The following is a 19712-nucleotide window of genomic DNA, read 5'->3' as shown; positions in this document are numbered from 1 at the left end:
TCACATTCTCTTAGTATAGTAATTGGATAATCCGATTGCCAGCACCAGCTCCGGGGAATTTCCGCTCATCCTGGACTTCGGCAGCCTTCCGGCAGGCGAATAGATCAGCCTCACACTACCCCTCCTCCTCATATTCAAAAATATCCTCGATGCTCAGTTTGAAGTATCTTGCCAGCTTAAACGCCAGGATGATCGACGGATTGTACCTCCCGTTCTCCAGGGAGCAAATCGTCTGCCTTGACACCTCCAGAGCCTCCGCAAGCTCCTCCTGCTTGATGCCCTGCTGCTTCCGGATTGCCTCAAGCTTATTCTTCATCGCTGTTCCTCCCGGTTATGTAAAGCTAGCTTTACATTCAGCATATCATTTTCCGCATGAAATGTAAAGCCAGCTTTACATAAAACCCATATTGTTCACCGTTTAATCCATTGACAAAAATATTTATTTATGTTATAATATAATATTTTGATGTTGAAAATAATAATGAGTTTGCGTATGATATGCATTAGCCTAACGGCACAAATCAATCTATCTTTTGTAACGGAGGGATATCATGTATATCGCCAAAGGAATTGAAATGCTGGAAATTTCGGTCCCCGTCATGGGAGGGACGGACACGTTCTATCCTGCCTTGATCTGGGACGAAGAAGAGGCAGTACTGGTCGACACCGGAGTTCCCGGAGCAGCGCAAAAGTTCAAGGAGGCTGCGGCTGCAGCCTCTGTGCCTTGGAACCTTGTGCGGACCATCCTCATCACTCACCAGGATATCGATCATATCGGAAGCCTGCCTGCCCTTCTGGAACAGAGCGAATCCGAAATCACCGTTCTCGCGCATGAAATCGAGCGGCCTTATATTGAAGGCGACAAAATGCTGTTGAAGCACACTCCAGAAGCGCTGGCCGCCGCCGAAGCCATGCTCCCCCAGAACATATCGGAGGAATGGAAGCGGGCTTTTCTGCATGTGCTGGCTCATCCTCCCAAAGGAAGAGTGGACCAGACGCTTTTAGGCGGCGAGCTTTTGCCCATTGCCGGCGGAATTACTGTCATTCATACTCCCGGGCACAGTCCGGGCCATCTGAGCCTGTACCATCAGGCCAGCCGCACGCTGATTGCAGCCGATGCGCTCACTGTGCGCGGAGGTGAGCTATGCGGTCCCGATGCAGCAGCTACACCTGACATGGCTGGAGCCCTCCGGTCTCTGCATAAATTTGCTGATTTTGAAATCGACCAGGTCATTTGCTATCACGGGGGCCTGTTCAGGGGCGGCGTCAACCGCCGGATTGCCGAACTGGCGCAAGGAGGCAATTAGTCTCCGGCCCATATGCGGGTATGCCTGAGCGAACGTAACAAGCAGGAGCCGGACCAGTCTAAGCCGGTCCAGCTCCTGCTTTACATTAATTCTTTTGAGTAGTGGTGATTTAGGCCAGCTGCAGGATATCCTGAACGATCTCCCGGTCCACATCCAGATCAAACTTGCGGCCCCAGAAGCATCCGGTTCCCTTTTGCCGGATTCGTTCGTAATCCTCCGCCCGCAGTGTCCTCGGAAATTCCGGTCCGGTCTCCCAATCGGTATAACGTTTGATTTCATTGATCACCTTATGCTTGAACCTGCTGTTCAAGATAATACTATGAAAAAAGATTTCGTCTCCGCAAAAGGAGTTTTTAAATAAACGGACATAGCCCGGATTAGTGCGGATATACTCCAAAATATACTCCATACATTCTCCCGTAACCGACATCCAGTTCGAGCCCTTATACAGAGCATCCGGCAGGTGCTTCAGGCTGCGCTTCAGCATCGGCACCGACATTACCAGATTGATGTAGCGGTTGCGGATTTCCGAGACGGCCTTGGCCCGGGAGACGAGAACCCTCGGATAGTACACAGACACTCTATACATACAGCCCCACATTTCCGTTTCGTTTGGCAGCTGCAGATGTTTGACGAATTCTTTCCCTTGATTTTCCTTAAAGAAGTCAACAATCGTCCGGTTCGGAACCAGCGGCAGATCCTGACCGCTTATAATATGAATGTAATCGAAGTGTCCATGCGCCTTGATCAGCTCAAAGCTTTTAAGAATACACTCAATCTGGCCGTAATGGCCCCATTGCACATCCACAGGCTGCTTCACAAAATGAATGTCTTCCCGGTGTAGGATTTGCGCCTCGATCCCGCTTTTCCGGTCCACATGGAGAAAAAATTCCACATGCTCATCCGTTAACGATTCCAGCAGCAGATTGATCTGCTCCGGATTTTTATGACAAAGGACAACATATGCCATTCTGAAATTATGCAAGACATTCATCCTTTCGCTCATTTATTCCCACATATTATAGGGGAATGAGCGAAAATGAACAAGTTTTAGCGTTTTTTACAGCTTCACCAGCAGCTTAATGCCTATGTTCCATGGATCGGTAATCGTAACAACCCCACCGGCTTCATCCACCCGGTATCCGGCGGTGCGGACCCGCTCAGCCACTGCATCACGTTCCAGAATACTTGGCAGCAGCAGGGTAAAATAGTCAATGCCCGCCGCATCCGCCGGTGCAGCCGGAGCCCCTTGACCCGCCCAAATATTCAACCCCATATGGTGGTGGTATCCCCCCGCTGAGATGAACATCGCTGCATCACCGTAATGTGCAGTCTGCTCGAAGCCCAGCGTATCGACGTAGAATTTCTTGGCTTCGCCAAGATCGCCCACGTGAAAATGAACATGCCCGATCACGGTGCCTGCAGGCAGTCCCGTCCAGGACAAGCCTTCAGAAGCAGCCAGCAGTCCATCCACATCTACCGGGTCCGTGGTCATTACCACATTCCCGTTCGCTTCATGCTTCCATGTATCCCGCGGCCGGTCGCGGTACAGCTCAATTCCGTTATTATCCGGATCTTGAATGTACAGCGCCTCACTAACCAGATGATCGCCCTGACCGATGTGAATCCCGGAATCAATCAGATTGCGCAGCACCAGTCCCAGACTGGGACGGTCAGGCACCAGAATGGCAAAGTGATAGAGCCCCGCTGCCGAATTGCGCCGGAGCACCCGCGCGCTGTTAATCTCCCGCAGCACCAGGAGCACATGCTGGCCATCCGCTGTCATCTCCACTTCGCGCCCGCTCTGGCGCAGCACCTTCAGTCCTACCACATTCTGATAAAAAGCGAGCGAACGATCCAGATTGCTTGCCCGAAGCTGCACCCGTCCAATTTCCAACGTTTGCGGCAATGTTGCTGCTGTTGTCATATAAACCCCTCCTGAATGAACATAAGTTATCCAAATTCTATGTTTGTGGTTAGTCTTAACAAGTTCCAATACTACGATTCAGACAGCTGTAACTGTTTCTGTTACACATTAACTAACTTTATCTTAGTAGCATTCTATAAGTTTGTCAATTACTTTACTCAAAAAAAGAAAAAGCCGACCAGCACGGTCAGGCTTAACTAGAACTTCATATAAATTCATTCCGGGTACCTGCTGCCTGAATTCATACACCTTTGCCCCGGTATTCCGCAGTCCTAAGCTCTTTAATGTACGGCTCCAAATGGGGCATTTGCGAATCTACGGCCTGCTGTACAGCCCGCTCGATGTCATAAGGAACTCTTACGAACTGTATATTCAGCGGCGCCGGGTCTCCGCTTCCGTAATTCCCCTCCATAATGACATACGAGGCCTGTGTCAGATCCAGCGGATTGCCGACACTCCCCGCATTGAATAGGGTCTTCCCTGCCAGATGCTGAAGATAGGCGCCATGAATATCCCCGTATCCGGCCACATCTGCAGGCAGCTGGCTGCTGCACAGCTCTGAAGGCTCAAACAGCGACTCACGCAGCTCCAGATCGTCCCAGGGCTGGACCCGCTCATTTACACTCCGGGGGGAAGCATGAAAGAGACGGATATATCGGCCGCTCATCCAGAACTCAATGGAGAACGGCAGTGCACTCAAATACGCCAGGCGTTCTGTTCCCAGCAGAGCCTGGTGCCATTTTATCAGTTCAAGCTCACTTTCGCCTGCAATGAACTCATCCCAGTTGCCCCTGACCACTTTCTCACAGTGCTCCCGGATCAGGTCAACAGCCCGATCAGAATTGGGGCCTTTGCCCACAAGGTCTCCCAGGCAGAAGATCCGGCTGATCTGATGCTGCCGAATATCCGCCAGAACCGTCTCCAAAGCTGTTACATTGCCATGAATATCTGAAATAATTGCGATTGTCTCCACGTATGTACCTCCGTTGCTGTGCTGTATAAACTCAACTTGTGATTTTTCCATTCTGGGATTTGGTCATGACTCCGGAGTGTGTACCCTGTATTCAATGAGCCAGCAGTCTCTATATTCCCCTTCGTGCCATTCATGCTGCGGGAGCAGCCTTTTGCGCACAAACCCGTTTTTCTCATACACTCTCAGCGCCCGGTGGTTCCAGCATTGCGGGTCCATCACAATTTTATCCGCCCGCTTCACTGTAAGGGGAAAGGTCACTGTCTCTTTTACCAGCTGCGAGCCAATCCCCTGATTCCAGAGCCTGGGTTCGCCGATAAACTGGTCCATTCCGTAAATCTTACCCGTGAAATCCGTATAGCCGTACTCTGTCCGCTCATCATCATCAATGGGATAGAACTGAATATAGCCCACATCCTCAGACCTGTACCGGACAATTCCGCGGACCATCCCCTCCGGGGAGTCTTCATAAAAATGCTCCTGGACCTTTGTCAGATCATGCGGACGGTCGCGGCCTTCATAATATTCCAGCACCACCGGATCAGACAGCCATTTCACCAGCAGCACCGCGTCCTCCGGCTCGAGACTTCTAACGCTGAGCTCTTCCTTATGATAAAGAATCATGGCAGAACACTCCTTTACATACGAGTTTGCAGTTGATTCAGGAATAAACTGTAATTTCCATCGTCAAAACAAACAAAAATAATCTCCTGAAAACCTGAGTGCTGTATCCAGTAACGCTCAAGATCGCAATATCGCAGCTATATCCGTTTGCAGCTACATCCGTTTATCGATGATGTGTTTGCTTTCCCTAATTTCTTTGCGCAGCAGCCGGATTTCCTCAATCAATATATCCAGCTTGTCTGAGGTCTGTGAACCGTCTACAGCCTTTCTGATGACGAGCATAAGCACCACCAGACCGATGAACCATAGAACCAACGCAATAAGCAACATCAATCCACTCCCTTCGTGCATGCATGGTGTCAGTCTAAAGCATTTGGAATATTGTGTAAAGGAATGGAGAACCTGAAGCGGCTTGTCCGTACATTTTCTATATACAAAAAAAGGGACCCCGCCAACGTCCGGCAGGGCCAAGGTCTATTTATAAGGGGGTCATAGGATGACTATAAGCCCTGAAGCTTAAAAGCGTATGAAAATCTAATAAAGATTTGCTGAATCTGTCTAATCCGGTTCGCTGCCCATAAAAAGATCCCGCCGAGGAACGACAGGATCTATACAAAAACCTATCCACTGGGGGGTGGAGACCTCTACTATACTCCCCGAACCTTAAAATTACATAAATTCTTCCTGAAGTTTTTCTTAAATTTCAATTTCCTGCCAGACAGCAAGCTCCGAACTGAAAGAGGGGAAGAACGCAAGATACAGCGCCGTTATTCCTGCAGAAATATAGAGATAACAGGCTTGCTCTTGTGATTCTTGAGTGTCTCTGGTGAAAACCCGGCTGAAGCGGTCTTATGGGCCAAATCAGTGGTACTTTTCCCACCAGCGTTGTTGCAGGAGGTTATTGGCTAGTTTAAGTTGTACTCTTTCCGCTTAAGTTCCTGTCAAATCCGGCACAAGTAATACAAAACAAAAGGGCAGCCCACAGCCATGAACCTTGGCTCTGGTCCCCCCTCTCAATGTCGCAGCGCATTACATATCATAAAGACGCCGGAATCTGATTCACGATCTGATCCAAAGTAACCCCTTGAAGCACATTCTCCAGCGCCTGCTGGGCTAGGGAAAAGACTGGGACTATAGCTCCAGCAATGTTTTTGCCGACAGGACAGTCCGGGTTCGGATGCTCGTGAACGGAGAACAGCGTGTCCGCCTCCGCCGCATTCACCGCCCGATAAATTTGCAGCAGGGTGATTTCACCCGGGCTGTGCGCAAGTTTCGCTCCCGCTACACCGGGGCGGACCTCAACCAGCCCGGCCTTATGCAGCATGCCCGTAAGCCGCCGGATCACCACCGGGTTGGTGTTGACACTGCCTGCGATCCATTCCGAGGTGCTCTTGCCTTCCTTGTTGCTGTCGATCAGCGTCAAAATATGAATAGCCACCGCAAACCGGGTGCTGATGTTCATGGAAATCTCTCCTTAGAGCGTTAGCCCATAGATGCAACTATAATAGTTACATTCTAACAAGATGTCAATAGCTGCAGCAGCCCGGCAACCTCGTCAGGGTAATTCTTGGTCAGCCTTGTTTTGCCCAGGTTGCTCTTCACGATCTTAATCAGCCGGGGATCTCCGCTCGTTGCATATTTACGCAGCATGGCAAATCCGGGCTGGGGTAGACTGGCGGCAAATACACTGAGACTATATTCCAGTCCTTTGGACAAGACGCGAAAATGATCCGGGTCGGCCGAGCCTGAACCGCCGCTGCGGATACCCTCCATAATTCCGGCTGCCAGCTCCAGGCAATACAGAACATTGGCTTCAGCCTTCAGCAGGGGCGGATGCGCCAGCGCCGCCACAAAAGCGCGCTGCTCCAGCAGAGTGGCCTCCACACACCACCCGTCCAGCAACTGCCTAAGCAGCGCAAAGTCGTATTCACCCAAGGACTGCAAACCCATTGCCGCAGCCTCACGCAGCCTCCACCTGCCATCATTCATCGCCGCCTGCAAGCGCTCTTCCGCCTGGCCTCGCCGGGTACGGCCTGCATGAGCATAATGGGCTCCGCTGGCCCACACCGCACAGAACGCCAGGAACTCCTGCGGATCACCTGTCTTTGCTTCAGATTCCGTAAGCTGCGACCAGGCAGAGATCAATTCCCAGGCAGTCTCCGTCACATCAGGTCTCGCAAACAGCTTGGCAAAGCTGCCCGCCAGCGTAAGGTTAGCCCGCGGCCCGGGCAAACCACTCTCTTGCAGCATATAATCTGTAAGTTGCGGCCATAGTCCACCATTATCCAGCTGCTGCTGCAGCGCTGCCAATATGGCTGGATTTCCTTTCATCTTAAGGCCCCGTTTCTCAATTCTTCTACTGTCTGCGAATGATTCCTTGCATAGCATAGGGATAGTCGATTTGCTTCTTAACAGCCAGCATGGCATCTTCTCCCGCCAGAAGCGACATCATATATAATCCCAGGTCAATAGAGGTGGACACTCCGCCTCCTGTAATGATTTTGCCGTCCTGAACAATCCGTGTCTCCACTACCTGCCCGCAATAAGGCTCCAGCAGCCCGTAGGAGGAAGGATGTGTTGTAGCCCAGCAGTCCTGCAAAAACCCGGCTGCACCCAGCAGCAATGAGCCGGTGCACACCGAAACCTTATAGGGAACATCCTTTGCACCTTGAAGCCAGGAAATAAAGGGTTTGTCACCGCGCAATGCTCTCGTCCCCATTCCTCCCGGGACAAAAAGCAGATCATATTGCCCCAGCTCCGGCTGAACTCTGCTGACCTTGACCGTCAATCCCTGCTCATCGCGCACTTCTTCCCTGAATCCGCAAATCTCCATCTCCAGCCCTTGTCCTGCTTCAAAAGCCCCCAAGCGGCGAATCACATCATAAAAGCCGGCAAAATCCAGAAAAGTGATACCGTCAAAAAGCACAAAAGCCATACGCATCTTATCCTTCTCCTCCCGGCGATTCTTCAATTACTCGCTGTCGTATGCCTGCAAGGCCACCGGCAAAGCCTGAATAACGACATTTCCCACCGCCGGCAGACCCAGCAGAACCGCGCTGATGATCTCTTCCCGCGTGGCTCCAAGCGCCTTGGCATGCTTCACATGAAAGGGCAGCCCGCTTTCCAGACGCACCGCAGCCAATACCGCAATATAGGCGATTTCTTCAGTCTTCGGATCAAGGCGGCTTGCCGCATCCAGCTTCTGAACGGTCTCCATCCAAACCTGCTGCTGCTGTGGCGCTTCTTTCATAAAGGTGGCAAATGCATTGCTCACTTGCGTTAAATGATCCATTATTTAGCCTCCGTTTCGTATTTGCGCCTGTCTAGGCACTGGTCAGGATAATCGGCTTACCCTTGGTGACTATGATCGTATGCTCATACTGGGCCACCCGGCTGCTGTCATTCACACTGAGAGTCCAGCCATCAGACTGCTGCTCCACGAAATCCGTCCCGGTGGACAGAAAAGGTTCGATTGTAATGACTTGCCCTTCTTTGAGCACGTCGGCTACACGCGGATTGTAGAACGGAAGAATTTCATAAGGCTTCTCATGCAGTGATCTGCCAATGCCGTGGCTGCACAGATTGCGCACTACTGTATAGCCGCGTTTGCGGGCTTCCGTCTCCATCACCCGGCCGATTTCGTTAACCTTCATCCCCGCTCTAAGATGATTGATGACACTCATCATAGTTTCCTCAGTGCTGCGGCACAGATGGACAAGCTTCTCATTGTATGGCGGCAGCTGAAATGAAACCCCTGAGTCTCCGTAATAACCGTTCAGCTCGGCGGAAACGTCGATGTTAACGAGATCTCCTGCTTGGATGACTCTGGAGCCCGGTATTCCGTGGGCCACCTCTTCATTGATACTGATGCAGGTGCTTCCCGGAAAATTATAAGTGACCTTGGGCGCCGACTTTGCGCCGAACCGCTCCAGAATCGCTGCCCCCACCTTGTCAAGCTCAGCAGTGGTCATACCGGGAACTATACTTTTTCTCATTTCCGCTATAGTATAGCCGACTACCTGGCCAACTGCCCTCAATCCTTGCAAATCCTGTGCTGTATCGCTCGTCATCTGCCCCATCCCTCTCCGATTCAAATTATCCCGCAATATCTCTAGTACAGCCTCCAGCGCGGGCGTGCTGCTATGCACAACCGAGATTACCGCGATCCTTTTATGTAAGAATCCCCCCTCTATTCCATCCCTTTTGCACTTGCCTGCGATCCGGTGTTCACCTGCTGAAAAGCAGTCCCGTCCCAGCGGTAGAATACTTCCACCTGTCTGCCCGCTGCATTGTCATAATGGCTGGCTTTGAAGCCGCCCTCCGCCTCGTCAAACTTCATAGAGTACCTGTCCGGACTGCTGACAAACAGTTCTTGATCCCCTTGAATGTTCAATTCCTGTATAGAGTAATCGGGGTTCAAGGTAAAAAGCTTGACGAATGATCCATTGCTTGACCCAAATTGACCAATCGCGAAATCAGGATTGCCGTCTCCATTATAATCGCCAAACTGAATTGGAAAGAACTCGCCAAAACTCAGCTCCTCCGAAAAATGCTGGCTCAGCGCAAAGGTGCTCAAGGCCTGTCCCTGCTCATCCGTTACCACCAGCCGGAATATACCGCTCCAGCTCCTTCCTCCGGCCGCTGAAGATGCCGTCCAGTCCTCACTGTATTGCCCCTGCAACAGCTGAAGATCCAGAAATTCATGTTTCCCTGTCACCGGGAATAGATCATTCCGCGATACGGTTACCGGTCCCGAGACCGTAACGGAAGCCTGTGCGGCTTCTGATCCGGCATCAGCCGCAGAATCAGCTTCCCCATACACAAGTTTTCTCAGCTTGTCGGCGTCCTTAGGGGAGACCGTGTATCCTTTGGCGCTATTCTCCGCAGGGACCAGCAGCCCTTGCTTCCCTTTGGCTTCTCCAAGGTTCAGAATATAATCCTCCGTATAGCCATCCCCAAAGGTCAGCTTCATCTTAAACTCAGCCCCATGGTAGAGATCATTCTGCACCCGCTTGCTGCCGTTCATCGCATCTGCCATCAGCTTGATAAATGCAGGATCGGTAAAAGTCCGGCTCTCGAAAGGTTCACTCTGCGCCCTACCGCCGGCAGGCTGACAATCCAGGGTTATCTCTGAAATCCACCTGGCATTGATAAATCCAAAAGCATTCTGGCAGCCGCTCAGCAGAACAGCCAGCAGAACAGGCACAGTCAGCAGAATCCTTTTAATGGGTCCCACCTCCAAATCCATATGTATTCTCCAATTATAGCAGTCTTGTGAACCAAATAACATTCTCGCTCTTTAGCAGATAGAAACGTCTAGCTGTCCTTTTGGAAGGTGTTGCATTTTCAGCGCGAAATATAAAAAAAGACCCATCCGTTATCTCAACGGACCGGTCCTGAAGAATTGGCAGACTTCTATGTAAGGAATGCAGCCGCTGACCGACTAGCTAATAGCTCCCACAGCTTTCAGCCAGGCATCGGTGATGAGCGCATGTCCGGCAGGAGAAGGATGCACACCATCCGGTGCCCAGAATGCAGAGTCCGCCTTCACGGATGCCGCTGCAAACAGCCCGTCCAGGGGAACCAGCAGAGCGCCATACTCGCGGGCAAGCTCGCGCACCACGTGGATTTTCGGGTCCAGATCCTGGCGCCAGCCCTTGCGGTCTTCGGGAACGGGCAGCACAAAAGGCTCAACCAGAATCAGCTTGGCATTGGTTGCTCGGAGGGTGCGTTCAATGAGGTCCCGGTAGGAAGCTTCAAATTGTGCAGCCGTGGTTTCCTCCCCGGAATCAAAGCGGCGCCAGGTGTCGTTAATACCGATGTATATCGAAACTACAGTCGGCTTCAGCTCCAGACAGTCCTTGTCCCAGCGCCGCTGCAGATCCGCCGCACGGTTGCCGCTGATTCCGCGGTTGATAAAGGTCAGCTTCTTCTCGGGATCCAGCAATCCCAGCCGTGCGGCTACCATCAGTGCATAGCCCACACCAAGCGAAGACGGGTCTTCATAATTGCGGCCCCAATCCGTAATGCTGTCACCCTGGAACAAAATGATATCGTTTTCTTGAAATTCCATCCTGAAAGTCCTCCTATGAAACAGCTGTTATAGTATAAACAAACCTATTATAGCAAATAGATTTTTGCGGAGCATCTATTGAACAGAAAGAATGGTTTTTGCTGTGAATTCGTTCATTTTCAATTCAGCAGCAATCAAAGCTTCCTGAAGCTCCTTGCCGAAATACTCCCTTTCTCTCCTGAAATAAAGAGCCCGCACAAAGTTTTTACTGTTGATCCAGTTGATGTATAGGCTGCGGTTTCCGGGCTGGCTGCCGCTGGCTGCTAGGCTGCTGACCCATTCAGCAATGCGCTCCCGCGCAAGCAAATTGCAGAGGATCATCGTATCCACAATCGTAGCCATACGCTCATCCTCTTCTTCTCTGAAGATATATACTCCGTTCTGCAGCATGTCACGGACCGCTTCAAGCACCTCAAGCTGGACGGTCTCACCGCTTTCCTGACACTGCACCAATTCGTCAATGGCATCTGCCCCGTGAGCCGCCGAGTGGGCCCAGCCGCCTTTTTCGACATAGCCCCGGAGATCTTTTTTTTCAGTATAATATCGGAGCAGCGCTGACTTCAGCTGCTGAAACCCGGCAGCATCCAGAAAAGGCTGTTCTCTGTGCCGATGGATCATAAGGCCAATGACCAGTGCCGTAAAGGTTCGGGTAAATACAGTATCATCCTCTTGGCCGCCAATGCCATGGAACAGATGTCGCTCATCCAGCAGGACCGCCAGAATGCCTCGCAGCTCATCGGAAGAAAAAAGCCGCTGCTCCAGAATCCATTCATAGAAGGTCGGATAGATTAGCTCGTCCCGCAGCTCAGGCTGAGGGTCCCCGATATACTCCAGCATCAGGCAGATGAAATCCCGGACCTCCTCGCCTTCACGAAGTTTGTACTGCTCTGCTTTTATTCTTTGCAAATCGTTCAGTAACTGTGTTCTGGTTTTTTTCATTGTGTCACTCCTAGGGGTGTGAAGTTATCTATCATTTGTCTAATCTCTTCATTCACTACTTCCGGTTCATCATGGTGGATATAATGTCCGCTGCGTGCAGCAATTCGTGAACAGCTTGATAGATGTATATTAGCACATTGCCGTGCAAACCCAAGAGGACAAAATGAACATAAATCTCCCCCCTTCCTCTCTCTGCAAGCCCTGTACTTGTCTTATCCACAACGAAGGGAAGATCCTAATCCCCTATACAACCAAAAAACCTCCAAGCAGACCCGGTCCTTATTAACTAAGGGCAGCAGGTCTAGCTTGAAGGCAGAACAGAGCTTCAGTATTAGTAAGCCAGGCTGAACAAGCCTTTGATGTGGGACAAATAACGGATATTGCTCGCTTCCTTCATAAGGGTTGCCGGCAAGCCCTTGAGCGGAGTATTGCTGGCTCCGATAATCGCTACCCCGTCTTTGCGCCCAAGGCTGGCAAGCGTCCCGGAGTTGATTGGGCTGAAAGCTTCGGAGGCTGTGTTAGTCAGATAAGCGTACAGATTATAGCCGATCAGCTCGCCCATCTGCCAGGCAATTTGTGCCGTTGGCGGATATGGCCGTCCATCTGCTGCGAAGACAACAGCACTGTCGCCAGCCACAAAAACATCCGGATGCGAAGTGGACTGCAGGAAGTCATTGACTGTGGCACGGCCGCGGTTCACTTCAAGGCCGGACTCGCCGACCAGAGGATTGCCCTGCACACCGCCGGTCCATACGAAGGTATTGGCAACAATTTGCTGGCCATCCTTCAGATCAATTACATTGCCGGCAACATTCGTAACAGGAAGGCCGGTCAGGAAGGTTACACCGCGGGCAGTCAGGCTCGATACTGCACGCTCGATCAGGTGATCCGGCAGCACCGGAAGGATTTTTGGACCTGCTTCTACCAGCATCAGCTTGATTTCCTGAGGATTCACGCCATAGCGTTTGGTCAGCTTCGGCAGCACATCAGCAATCTCTCCCACCAGCTCGACGCCGGTCAGACCGCCACCGCCAATCAGAATCGCCGCATCGGCAGGATTGTGTGTCTTCGCATACTCACGAATGCGTTCTTCAATATGCGCATGAATTTTTTTGGCATCGGCGGCGGATTTCAGCACCATGCTATACTCTTCAAGTCCCGGAATGCCAAAATAAGCAGTAGTGCTGCCCAGCGCAACAACAAGCGCATCATACGAGATCGCCGTACCGTCAGACAATTGCACCTGCTTGCTGTCTACGGAAAATGATTTGACCTTGGCAATTTTCAGATCAATGTCTTTACCGGCAAAAAGCTTGGTGAGCGGCATGGCTACAGCTTGTTCCGCAACACTTCCTGCCGCCAGACGATGGAGCTCCGTAATAATCTGATGCGTCGGGTATTGATTGACAACCGTAATTTTTGCTTCAGCCTTACTCATATATTTGCGCACGTTAATAGCGCTCAGAAGACCGCCGTAGCCAGCTCCGAGAATAACGATATGTTTTGACATGAAATTTTTCCTCCGCCCTTATTTTTGTGGATTGCGTTCGCCGCTGACCTGCAGGTATGCATTCATGAAACGGAGCATTTTTTGCACCTGCGGGTCCTTGATCATGCGCATCATGCCGAACAGTGTGATATTTTCGCTGCTTTCGTTCGCACGATCCTTGGCTTCGATTACGGTAGCTGCCATCGTTTTTACGGAATCCACTACGGGTTCGGCAAGTTCTTTGATGGCACCTACGGTGTCACTCTTCAGCACCTCATCTGAGGCAACAGTCTGCACAAAATCAAGCGACTTGGTTAATGCACCAACCAGCTGCGTAATCTGGGGGAGCTGTTCCACCAGCGTCGTCAGGGATTCCTGTACCTCAGGCTTCAAGAGCTGATCCAGAAGATCCTCTTTGATAAATGATTTGCTTTGCGTGATTGTTTCTGACATATTGAGTTTCTCCTTTGCATTAGCTTTCTCTCATATAAAAATGAATGTAAAGATTAATCCCTAAATCAATGTGATTATTATAACATTCTTCATGTAATAAATGTCACAATCTTTTTGCCTGTATATCCTTATTTTGTGATTAAAATCACTTCTTTTCTACGGTTTTTGGTTTTTATCTCAATTTCATAAAAAATTTTGTTCTGAGCTACATTTGGTCATTGACTATGCTCAAACACCGTGATATGTTTAGCAAGTAACAAATAGTAAGTATGTTTATTAATATCAGCTATTAATAATTGTTAACCACTACATACATTATGGAGGAATGAACATGAGTACTTTTTCAGAATTGGTTCAAGCACGCAGATCGGCAAATAACTTCGTAGAGGGGATCAAAATCCCCCAAAGTGAACTGGAAGAAATGTTCTCGCTCGCCCGTCTCGCCCCCTCAGCCTACAATTTGCAGCACACTCATTATAAGGTGGTCAGTGATGAAGACCTGAAAGGAAAGATCCGCGAAGCTGCCTATGGCCAGTACAAAATCCATACCGCATCTGCTGTCATTGTCGTGCTTGGAGACAAAAATGCCTATCTGCAGGCATCTGAAATCTACAGCGGGCTCAAAATGCTGGGAGCCATGAGCGAGGATGCTTTTGACCAGACGATTGCAGACATCCATAACGCCTACGCCGGAAAAGACGCCTTTCAGCACGATGAAGCGATCCGCAATGCCTCCCTGTCAGCCATGCAGTTTATGCTGATTGCCAAGGATAAGGGCTGGGATACCTGCCCGATGATTGGTTTCGACGCTCAAGCCGTCAAGGCGGCCCTGAACCTGAGTGATAACATGGTGCCTGTCATGCTGATTACGATCGGCAAAGACAACAAGCACAAGATCAGACCCCGCGGCTACCGCAAGCCGGTGAATGAATTTGTAGAGTTTTTTTGATTGCAGATTAGAAAGAGCCTTCCGGCATTGCGGCCGGGAGGCTCTTTGGGTTTAAATATTGAACAATCCGTAAGCTTCAGGTTCTGCAAAAGGCCGCTGGGTACTGTTAAAAACACCGTCCAGGGCGAGTACGGCGAATCATTTGGCATATTGCAGGAGAGCGATTGCCGCACGTTCCCGCCGGTCCGCATCCCCGCTGTCCAAGGCACACTTCAGCACAGTGAGTGCTTTGGACAGCGTCTCAGCATCTACCAATGCTGCCTTTTCGCTTTCCGGAGTACCGTCCGCAGAGGAGTCTGTAATCCACAGCTCCAGCCTTGCCTCCGGAAGCGGCCCATTGTACTGTAAGACTGCTTCCTCCCCGCCGGTCCACGCTCTCAGCAGCGGATTAAGCGCCGGAGCAGGCACCGTCTTTAGCCAGGTCACTCCCCGCCGGTGGCAGCGCCCGTCTTCAGGCGAATCGAAGGCTTCGGCATAAAAATAATCGCCCAGATCCCCCAAATAAGCCCACTCCCCATCCTCGATCAGCACATAATCCCCATCCTGCATGACATTCACGAACATGTCCAGACTGTCCGCTGCAGCTTCCAGCTCCGTTCCTGCGGTAGTCCCGGCTAGAACCAGACGCGTGCGAATCTCCTTTTTGCCGGCATGCTCCAGATCCCCCACGCCAGTATAGCCGATACACACGTAATTTTCTTCCAGAAACTCCTTCATCCGGTTCACCCCGGGCAGCCCACTCTTAACCCGGAATAGCTTCATTGCTGTCACCCTTTCATTCCTGAAGATAGCTTGCTTCAGCACTTATGTACAGTTAAATTATACACCAAAAAACTAAGGATACGGACGTATAACATCGCTTACATTAGTATAATTCTGAAAACATACCCAAATTTAAAGCATTCGCCTTTTTACGAATCGGCAGAACAGCGGTATAATTTAAGCATCAAGTCAAGGAACCATACACTGCTGAAAGTGAAACGGCGGGAAGGTAAAATCTCTCCGCAAATGAAGCTTTAGCAGATGTACTCCCTGTGCTTGAGACTATATCTTTGATCCTGTTGCTGAAGCTTTCAATCCATCCCGGAACGAAAGGGTATGAGCTTCTTAAAGCTCAAACATTGATCCATGAAGCCAATCGTTAACCAGCGGATGAATTAGAGAAGACTCAAAAGCAGGATAGGCAAATTTACTGCCGCCTCGGACGATTTCTACCCGGCTGAGTACAAGGATAGGATAAGGAGTCTGAGAAGAACATGGGTATAGTATGTACAGCATAACCCCCTATTGTTGATGAACAATCAATAATAGGGGGTTATGTGTGTTGCACTCAACTATTTAATCCGGAAATACAACCGCTATAAAAACTTTTGAGCGCCTGTCGTTCAGACACGCAGCAGTCTCAGCATGGAGTCCGCACCTTTTTGAAATTCATAGGGGACCTGCTGTTCTTCTGCCGTCCAGCCTTGGGCTTGAGCTGCACAGACCAGCCGCTCCAGCTTATGGTATCTGCGGGAGGATAAGTCCACCAGCGGGAAGATGCGAATTTCCGACTTCGTGACCCTCATCAATTCCTGAAGTGTCCTGAGATGAAAATCATAGTCCAGCCGGTCCCCATACATAAACAGAAAATGGGCGGACAGGGTTAGATCAAAAGACCGGTCTGCAAAGGGCAGCAGAGGCAGCTCGACTGGAATATAACGGCTGCTATTTTGCTGCCGGTCCAGCGTACTGGCTGCTAAGGCTGCAGTTCTCGCCTGCTGTAACGCATGTATGGAAGTGAACTCCTTCCACACAAAATTATCCTGAACTTTGTCCAGCTGCTGCACCGTATGCTCAATATCCTTCAGCCCTTTGTCCCTCAGTGCTTCGGCGGAATAATAGTAAGCAATATCTGCGGCTACAGATGCCGCGCCAAGCTTGTGGGCCTCTGAGGTAAACGAGCAGGCTCCCGCCGGACAATCCAAAATACTCCGTCCCCCCAGTTCCCCCGGCTGCAAATTAAACATCCGCAAATACTCCTCAAAGGTCCGGCCAATAAAAACAATACGCTCCAAATCCAGTTTGTTTCCGCTCATCTCTGCTCAGCTCACCTTTCCTCTTCTGTGTTCCTATTCCCGGCTGAAAACCGGCTGCGTCCCCAGTTCCTGCCTGATAAAATCATACAGCCTGCGGACGGGCGGTTTCAAGGGGTAATCCGCAATCCGGCAAATGATGCCGCATGTCATGTCCACAGCTCTGCCTTCCAGCCTCCGGGTTACGGTTCCGGCGGGAACAGGATCGAGAGTCACCTCTGGCACAAGCGCGATACCAAGTCCGCTCGCTACATAGTACTTCAATGCCGACATGCTGCCGATTTCCATGGTATCGAGCGGCGGGCCGGCAGCTTCCTTCAGCACGCTTTCCAGTTTTTTGCGGTAGGGACAGGTAGGTGCTGTAATCAGCAGCCGGTGTCCGCGCAGATGATCTGCAGTAACGGAGGGGGCGGAAATAAGCGGATGGCCTTCCGGCAGTAACAGTACGAACACTTCCGTAAACAACGGTTCAAAATGCAGCTCCGTCCCCAGCTCCGGAGCGGAGCAGATTACAACATCCAGCTCTCCGCGAAGCAGCCGGTCACACAGTAAACCTGACCCGGAGATATCCACTGACAGTTCCATTTTGGGAAACAGGGTCATGAATTTCTGCAGAATGCCAGGCAGCCGGCAGCTTGCCGTCGGATCAGAAGCGCCGATGCGGATGCTCCCCGCTGCGCCGGATTTCAAATCCGTGATGCTGCTCTGCAGCCGTTCCATATCCTGGACTATCCTCTGGCTCTGTTCGTGAAACAACCGTCCGGCTTCAGTTAGAGTTACGCCCTTGCCCCGTTCCAGCAACTGAACTCCCAGATCCGCTTCCAGCTTCTGAATTTGCATCGTGACCGTGGATTGGGCATAGTTCAGCTCTTCTGCAGCTCGGTTGAAGCTGCCGGAGCGGATGATGGCCTGAAAGGTTTTTAATGTTTTTAGATCCAGCTTGGGTTCCCTCCCTGTGGCTCAAATCCCAATCAAAGCCCGAATTGAGAATTCACATTAAGACCTTGATTTGAGTTACTCTAATGATTCACTTCAAAGAAATTGAACTCATTATTCAATTCATTCAATTATACAAAACCGAATAAAATTTATACAATACTCTATATCTACGGCTATTCATTGACTGAACTTGAATCAACTGCGCTCCTTTTAGAAGTGATAAGAGGAGTTTGGCTACTTCAGGCTGCATCAACGGATAAAATTCGAACAAGGAGTGGATAAGCTTGAATTTATCAGAAAAAGTGGCACTGGTCACAGGCGGAGGAACTGGCATCGGCAGAGCAGTAAGCCTCGAGCTGGCAGCATGCGGAGCGGCGGTCGCCGTTAATTATTCGCGTTCAGAAGCCGAAGCGCTGGAAACTGTTCAACGGATAACAGATCAAGGCGGACGGGCAATAGCCGTACAAGCGAATGTGGCCCGGGACACAGAAGTGCGGCAGATGGTAGAACGGATCGCCGGAACCTTCGGAACGGTTGATCTGCTCGTAAATAATGCCAGTATCACTAGGCATATCCCTCTGGATGATCTGGAGGCGGCAACGGAAGACGTATGGGATGAGCTGTACGATGTAAATGTCAAAGGCATGTTTCTCTGCGCGAGAGCCGTGGCGCCTTACATGAAAAAGAACAAACAAGGAGCTATCGTCAATCTCGGCAGCATAGCCGGAACTACCGGTGCCGGCTCCTCTCTCCCCTACGCGGTCTCCAAAGCTGCCGTTCACGGGCTAACCAAGTCTCTGGCCCGCGCGCTTTCCCCCGACATCCGGGTCAACTGTGTAGCGCCGGGAGCTGTAGCCACCAGATGGTGGGCAGGACGGGAAGAGCAAATGCACCAGCTTGCACCGAATCTGCTGCTGCAGCGTATCGCGGAACCTGAGGATATTGCCAAATTCATCTGCTCCGTCCTGGAGCAGGAGGCAATGACCGGACAGATCATCACGGTGGACAGCGGGCAGACGCTGTAAATGCCGAAGCAGAAAGAAAGACAGCTGTTTCTGGACAATAGAATAGCATTCTAATACGAAGGCAACAGTACTCAATAAGAAAAGAAACAGTTGATTTGAAAAGAAATACTAGATTTAAAAAGAAACATTTGATTTGAAAGAAAAAGCATTCAGTACAAAAGAAACAATATTTGAACGAAAGAGACAACATTCTAACGAAAGAGACAACATTCGTACGAAAGAGACAACATTCGAACGAAGTAGACTGCTTCTCATGTCTTCTTATGTACTTAAAAGTGGCTCTATCACTAATAATTTGTGACGCTACAGCAATTATGAGGCTCACTTGCATATTGTAAACGAGCAGCAAGGCTCCCTTATGGGCTTACTGCTCGTTGTTTGGAGTACCTTTCGGCCCGGTTCAGCAGAATATAACGGGCACATATACCACCCGATTCGCCTCGCAAGCCGGAATAGTCCCAACAAAGGTATTTTATACCTTTGTTTGGGCCCCCAGCGCCTCTCAGGCTCAATTCAAAGGTATTTATACCTTTGTTTGGGCCGTCAGCGCCGCTCAGGCCGGATTCAAAGGTATTTATACCTTTGTTTCGCCAGCAGCGCCGCTCAGGCCGGATTCAAAGGTATTTATACCTTTGTTTGGGCCCCCAGCACCGCTCAGGCCGGATTCAAAGGCATTTATACCTTTATTGTTTGGGCCACCAGCGCCGCTCAGGCTGGATTCAAAGGTATTTATACCTTTGTTTGGGCCAAGCAGCGCCACTCAGGCCGAATTCAAAGGTATTTATACCTTTGTTTGGGCCCCCAGCGCCGCTCAGGCCGAATTCAAAGGTATTTATACCTTTGTTTGGGCCCCCAGCGCCGCTCAGGTTCAATTCAAAGGTATTTATACCTTTGTTTTCGCCAGCAGCGCCAATTAAGGAGTCCTAAGCAGCCATGATGGCT

Annotated in this window: 23 protein-coding genes; 4 read left to right on the top strand and 19 right to left on the bottom strand. The window is 50.6% G+C overall.

Annotated elements, in window-relative coordinates; genetic code table 11:
* Positions 1-115 precede the first annotated feature (115 nt).
* Positions 116-316: a helix-turn-helix transcriptional regulator gene (locus tag PGRAT_RS12330; protein ID WP_020433825.1), complete on the bottom strand. Its 201-nt coding sequence runs from the start codon at positions 314-316 to the stop codon at positions 116-118.
* A gap of 235 nt (positions 317-551) precedes the next feature.
* Here PGRAT_RS12330 and PGRAT_RS12325 point away from each other — a divergent pair, with 235 nt between their 5' ends.
* Positions 552-1307, top strand: coding sequence for an MBL fold metallo-hydrolase (locus tag PGRAT_RS12325; RefSeq protein WP_025707211.1), 756 nt, complete (start codon positions 552-554; stop codon positions 1305-1307).
* Between the two features lie 109 nt (positions 1308-1416).
* Here PGRAT_RS12325 and PGRAT_RS12320 read toward each other — a convergent pair whose 3' ends face one another.
* From PGRAT_RS12320 to PGRAT_RS12255, 15 genes are all read right to left on the bottom strand, one after another.
* A complete protein-coding gene (locus PGRAT_RS12320; protein ID WP_025707210.1) occupies positions 1417-2292 on the bottom strand; it encodes a beta-1,6-N-acetylglucosaminyltransferase in 876 nt (291 codons plus the stop codon).
* Positions 2293-2367: 75 nt separating this feature from the next.
* On the bottom strand, positions 2368-3234 hold the full coding sequence (locus PGRAT_RS12315) for a VOC family protein (protein ID WP_025707209.1): 867 nt from the start codon (positions 3232-3234) through the stop codon (positions 2368-2370).
* 241 nt (positions 3235-3475) lie between these two features.
* Positions 3476-4207, bottom strand: a complete 732-nt coding sequence (locus tag PGRAT_RS12310; RefSeq protein ID WP_025707208.1) for a metallophosphoesterase family protein — start codon at positions 4205-4207, stop codon at positions 3476-3478.
* Positions 4208-4270: 63 nt separating this feature from the next.
* Positions 4271-4828, bottom strand: a complete 558-nt coding sequence (locus PGRAT_RS12305; RefSeq protein WP_025707207.1) for a GNAT family N-acetyltransferase — start codon at positions 4826-4828, stop codon at positions 4271-4273.
* 153 nt (positions 4829-4981) lie between these two features.
* On the bottom strand, positions 4982-5158 hold the full coding sequence (locus PGRAT_RS33185; RefSeq protein ID WP_155990478.1) for a hypothetical protein: 177 nt from the start codon (positions 5156-5158) through the stop codon (positions 4982-4984).
* 706 nt (positions 5159-5864) lie between these two features.
* Positions 5865-6290, bottom strand: a complete 426-nt coding sequence (locus tag PGRAT_RS12300) for an Rrf2 family transcriptional regulator (RefSeq protein ID WP_025707206.1) — start codon at positions 6288-6290, stop codon at positions 5865-5867.
* A gap of 53 nt (positions 6291-6343) precedes the next feature.
* Positions 6344-7159, bottom strand: coding sequence for a hypothetical protein (locus PGRAT_RS12295; RefSeq protein WP_042266669.1), 816 nt, complete (start codon positions 7157-7159; stop codon positions 6344-6346).
* 25 nt (positions 7160-7184) lie between these two features.
* Entirely contained in the window at positions 7185-7769 is a 585-nt protein-coding gene (locus PGRAT_RS12290; protein WP_025707931.1) for a DJ-1/PfpI family protein, read from the bottom strand.
* A 30-nt stretch (positions 7770-7799) separates the two neighbouring features.
* A complete protein-coding gene (locus tag PGRAT_RS12285) occupies positions 7800-8120 on the bottom strand; it encodes a carboxymuconolactone decarboxylase family protein (RefSeq protein ID WP_025707930.1) in 321 nt (106 codons plus the stop codon).
* Between the two features lie 31 nt (positions 8121-8151).
* Positions 8152-8898: a type I methionyl aminopeptidase gene (map, locus tag PGRAT_RS12280; RefSeq protein ID WP_025707929.1), complete on the bottom strand. Its 747-nt coding sequence runs from the start codon at positions 8896-8898 to the stop codon at positions 8152-8154.
* A 119-nt stretch (positions 8899-9017) separates the two neighbouring features.
* Positions 9018-10076 carry a YhfM domain-containing protein gene (locus tag PGRAT_RS12275; protein WP_025707928.1) on the bottom strand — a complete coding sequence of 353 codons (1059 nt, stop codon included), beginning with the start codon at positions 10074-10076 and terminating at the stop codon, positions 9018-9020.
* Between the two features lie 195 nt (positions 10077-10271).
* The gene (locus PGRAT_RS12270) at positions 10272-10901 is read right to left on the bottom strand and encodes an SGNH/GDSL hydrolase family protein (protein WP_025707927.1); all 630 of its coding nucleotides are present in this window, start codon (positions 10899-10901) and stop codon (positions 10272-10274) included.
* Positions 10902-10976: 75 nt separating this feature from the next.
* Positions 10977-11840 carry a DUF2785 domain-containing protein gene (locus PGRAT_RS12265; RefSeq protein ID WP_025707926.1) on the bottom strand — a complete coding sequence of 288 codons (864 nt, stop codon included), beginning with the start codon at positions 11838-11840 and terminating at the stop codon, positions 10977-10979.
* A gap of 331 nt (positions 11841-12171) precedes the next feature.
* Complete coding sequence (locus tag PGRAT_RS12260) at positions 12172-13350, bottom strand: NAD(P)/FAD-dependent oxidoreductase (RefSeq protein WP_042266667.1); 1179 nt, start codon at positions 13348-13350, stop codon at positions 12172-12174.
* An 18-nt stretch (positions 13351-13368) separates the two neighbouring features.
* The gene (locus PGRAT_RS12255; RefSeq protein WP_025703573.1) at positions 13369-13782 is read right to left on the bottom strand and encodes a helical membrane plugin domain-containing protein; all 414 of its coding nucleotides are present in this window, start codon (positions 13780-13782) and stop codon (positions 13369-13371) included.
* A 331-nt stretch (positions 13783-14113) separates the two neighbouring features.
* Here PGRAT_RS12255 and PGRAT_RS12250 point away from each other — a divergent pair, with 331 nt between their 5' ends.
* On the top strand, positions 14114-14731 hold the full coding sequence (locus PGRAT_RS12250; RefSeq protein ID WP_025703572.1) for a nitroreductase family protein: 618 nt from the start codon (positions 14114-14116) through the stop codon (positions 14729-14731).
* A gap of 138 nt (positions 14732-14869) precedes the next feature.
* Here PGRAT_RS12250 and PGRAT_RS31585 read toward each other — a convergent pair whose 3' ends face one another.
* The 3 genes from PGRAT_RS31585 to PGRAT_RS12235 form a co-directional block, all read right to left on the bottom strand.
* Positions 14870-15493, bottom strand: a complete 624-nt coding sequence (locus PGRAT_RS31585; RefSeq protein ID WP_025703571.1) for a hypothetical protein — start codon at positions 15491-15493, stop codon at positions 14870-14872.
* Positions 15494-16116: 623 nt separating this feature from the next.
* Positions 16117-16809, bottom strand: a complete 693-nt coding sequence (locus tag PGRAT_RS12240) for a class I SAM-dependent methyltransferase (protein WP_025703570.1) — start codon at positions 16807-16809, stop codon at positions 16117-16119.
* 33 nt (positions 16810-16842) lie between these two features.
* Complete coding sequence (locus tag PGRAT_RS12235) at positions 16843-17745, bottom strand: LysR family transcriptional regulator (protein ID WP_025703569.1); 903 nt, start codon at positions 17743-17745, stop codon at positions 16843-16845.
* Positions 17746-18029: 284 nt separating this feature from the next.
* On the opposite strand from PGRAT_RS12235, the gene PGRAT_RS12230 reads away from it, so the two are divergent.
* A complete protein-coding gene (locus PGRAT_RS12230) occupies positions 18030-18770 on the top strand; it encodes an SDR family NAD(P)-dependent oxidoreductase (RefSeq protein WP_025703568.1) in 741 nt (246 codons plus the stop codon).
* A gap of 374 nt (positions 18771-19144) precedes the next feature.
* Positions 19145-19687 (top strand): hypothetical protein, encoded by a 543-nt coding sequence (locus PGRAT_RS12225; RefSeq protein WP_042266664.1) that lies wholly within the window; start codon positions 19145-19147, stop codon positions 19685-19687.
* Positions 19688-19712 lie beyond the last annotated feature (25 nt).

Origin of the sequence: Paenibacillus graminis (assembly GCF_000758705.1) — a bacterium.
Taxonomy (GTDB): domain Bacteria; phylum Bacillota; class Bacilli; order Paenibacillales; family Paenibacillaceae; genus Paenibacillus_AQ; species Paenibacillus_AQ graminis.
Note: the sequence above shows the minus strand (reverse complement) of the source record. Positions and strands in the feature narration are given on the sequence as shown.

Excerpts from the sequence above, each read along its gene's own strand:
- PGRAT_RS12255 (WP_025703573.1), bottom strand. The coding sequence starts at position 13,782 with ATGTCAGAAACAATCACGCAAAGCAAATCATTTATCAAAGAGGATCTT.
- map (WP_025707929.1), bottom strand. The coding sequence starts at position 8,898 with ATGACGAGCGATACAGCACAGGATTTGCAAGGATTGAGGGCAGTTGGC.
- PGRAT_RS12270 (WP_025707927.1), bottom strand. The coding sequence starts at position 10,901 with ATGGAATTTCAAGAAAACGATATCATTTTGTTCCAGGGTGACAGCATT.
- PGRAT_RS12240 (WP_025703570.1), bottom strand. The coding sequence starts at position 16,809 with ATGAGCGGAAACAAACTGGATTTGGAGCGTATTGTTTTTATTGGCCGG.
- PGRAT_RS31585 (WP_025703571.1), bottom strand. The coding sequence starts at position 15,493 with ATGAAGCTATTCCGGGTTAAGAGTGGGCTGCCCGGGGTGAACCGGATG.
- PGRAT_RS12290 (WP_025707931.1), bottom strand. The coding sequence starts at position 7,769 with ATGCGTATGGCTTTTGTGCTTTTTGACGGTATCACTTTTCTGGATTTT.
- PGRAT_RS12315 (WP_025707209.1), bottom strand. The coding sequence starts at position 3,234 with ATGACAACAGCAGCAACATTGCCGCAAACGTTGGAAATTGGACGGGTG.
- PGRAT_RS12275 (WP_025707928.1), bottom strand. The coding sequence starts at position 10,076 with ATGGATTTGGAGGTGGGACCCATTAAAAGGATTCTGCTGACTGTGCCT.
- PGRAT_RS33185 (WP_155990478.1), bottom strand. The coding sequence starts at position 5,158 with ATGTTGCTTATTGCGTTGGTTCTATGGTTCATCGGTCTGGTGGTGCTT.
- PGRAT_RS12250 (WP_025703572.1), top strand. The coding sequence starts at position 14,114 with ATGAGTACTTTTTCAGAATTGGTTCAAGCACGCAGATCGGCAAATAAC.
- PGRAT_RS12295 (WP_042266669.1), bottom strand. The coding sequence starts at position 7,159 with ATGAAAGGAAATCCAGCCATATTGGCAGCGCTGCAGCAGCAGCTGGAT.
- PGRAT_RS12305 (WP_025707207.1), bottom strand. The coding sequence starts at position 4,828 with ATGATTCTTTATCATAAGGAAGAGCTCAGCGTTAGAAGTCTCGAGCCG.
- PGRAT_RS12300 (WP_025707206.1), bottom strand. The coding sequence starts at position 6,290 with ATGAACATCAGCACCCGGTTTGCGGTGGCTATTCATATTTTGACGCTG.
- PGRAT_RS12285 (WP_025707930.1), bottom strand. The coding sequence starts at position 8,120 with ATGGATCATTTAACGCAAGTGAGCAATGCATTTGCCACCTTTATGAAA.
- PGRAT_RS12330 (WP_020433825.1), bottom strand. The coding sequence starts at position 316 with ATGAAGAATAAGCTTGAGGCAATCCGGAAGCAGCAGGGCATCAAGCAG.
- PGRAT_RS12260 (WP_042266667.1), bottom strand. The coding sequence starts at position 13,350 with ATGTCAAAACATATCGTTATTCTCGGAGCTGGCTACGGCGGTCTTCTG.
- PGRAT_RS12265 (WP_025707926.1), bottom strand. The coding sequence starts at position 11,840 with ATGAAAAAAACCAGAACACAGTTACTGAACGATTTGCAAAGAATAAAA.
- PGRAT_RS12325 (WP_025707211.1), top strand. The coding sequence starts at position 552 with ATGTATATCGCCAAAGGAATTGAAATGCTGGAAATTTCGGTCCCCGTC.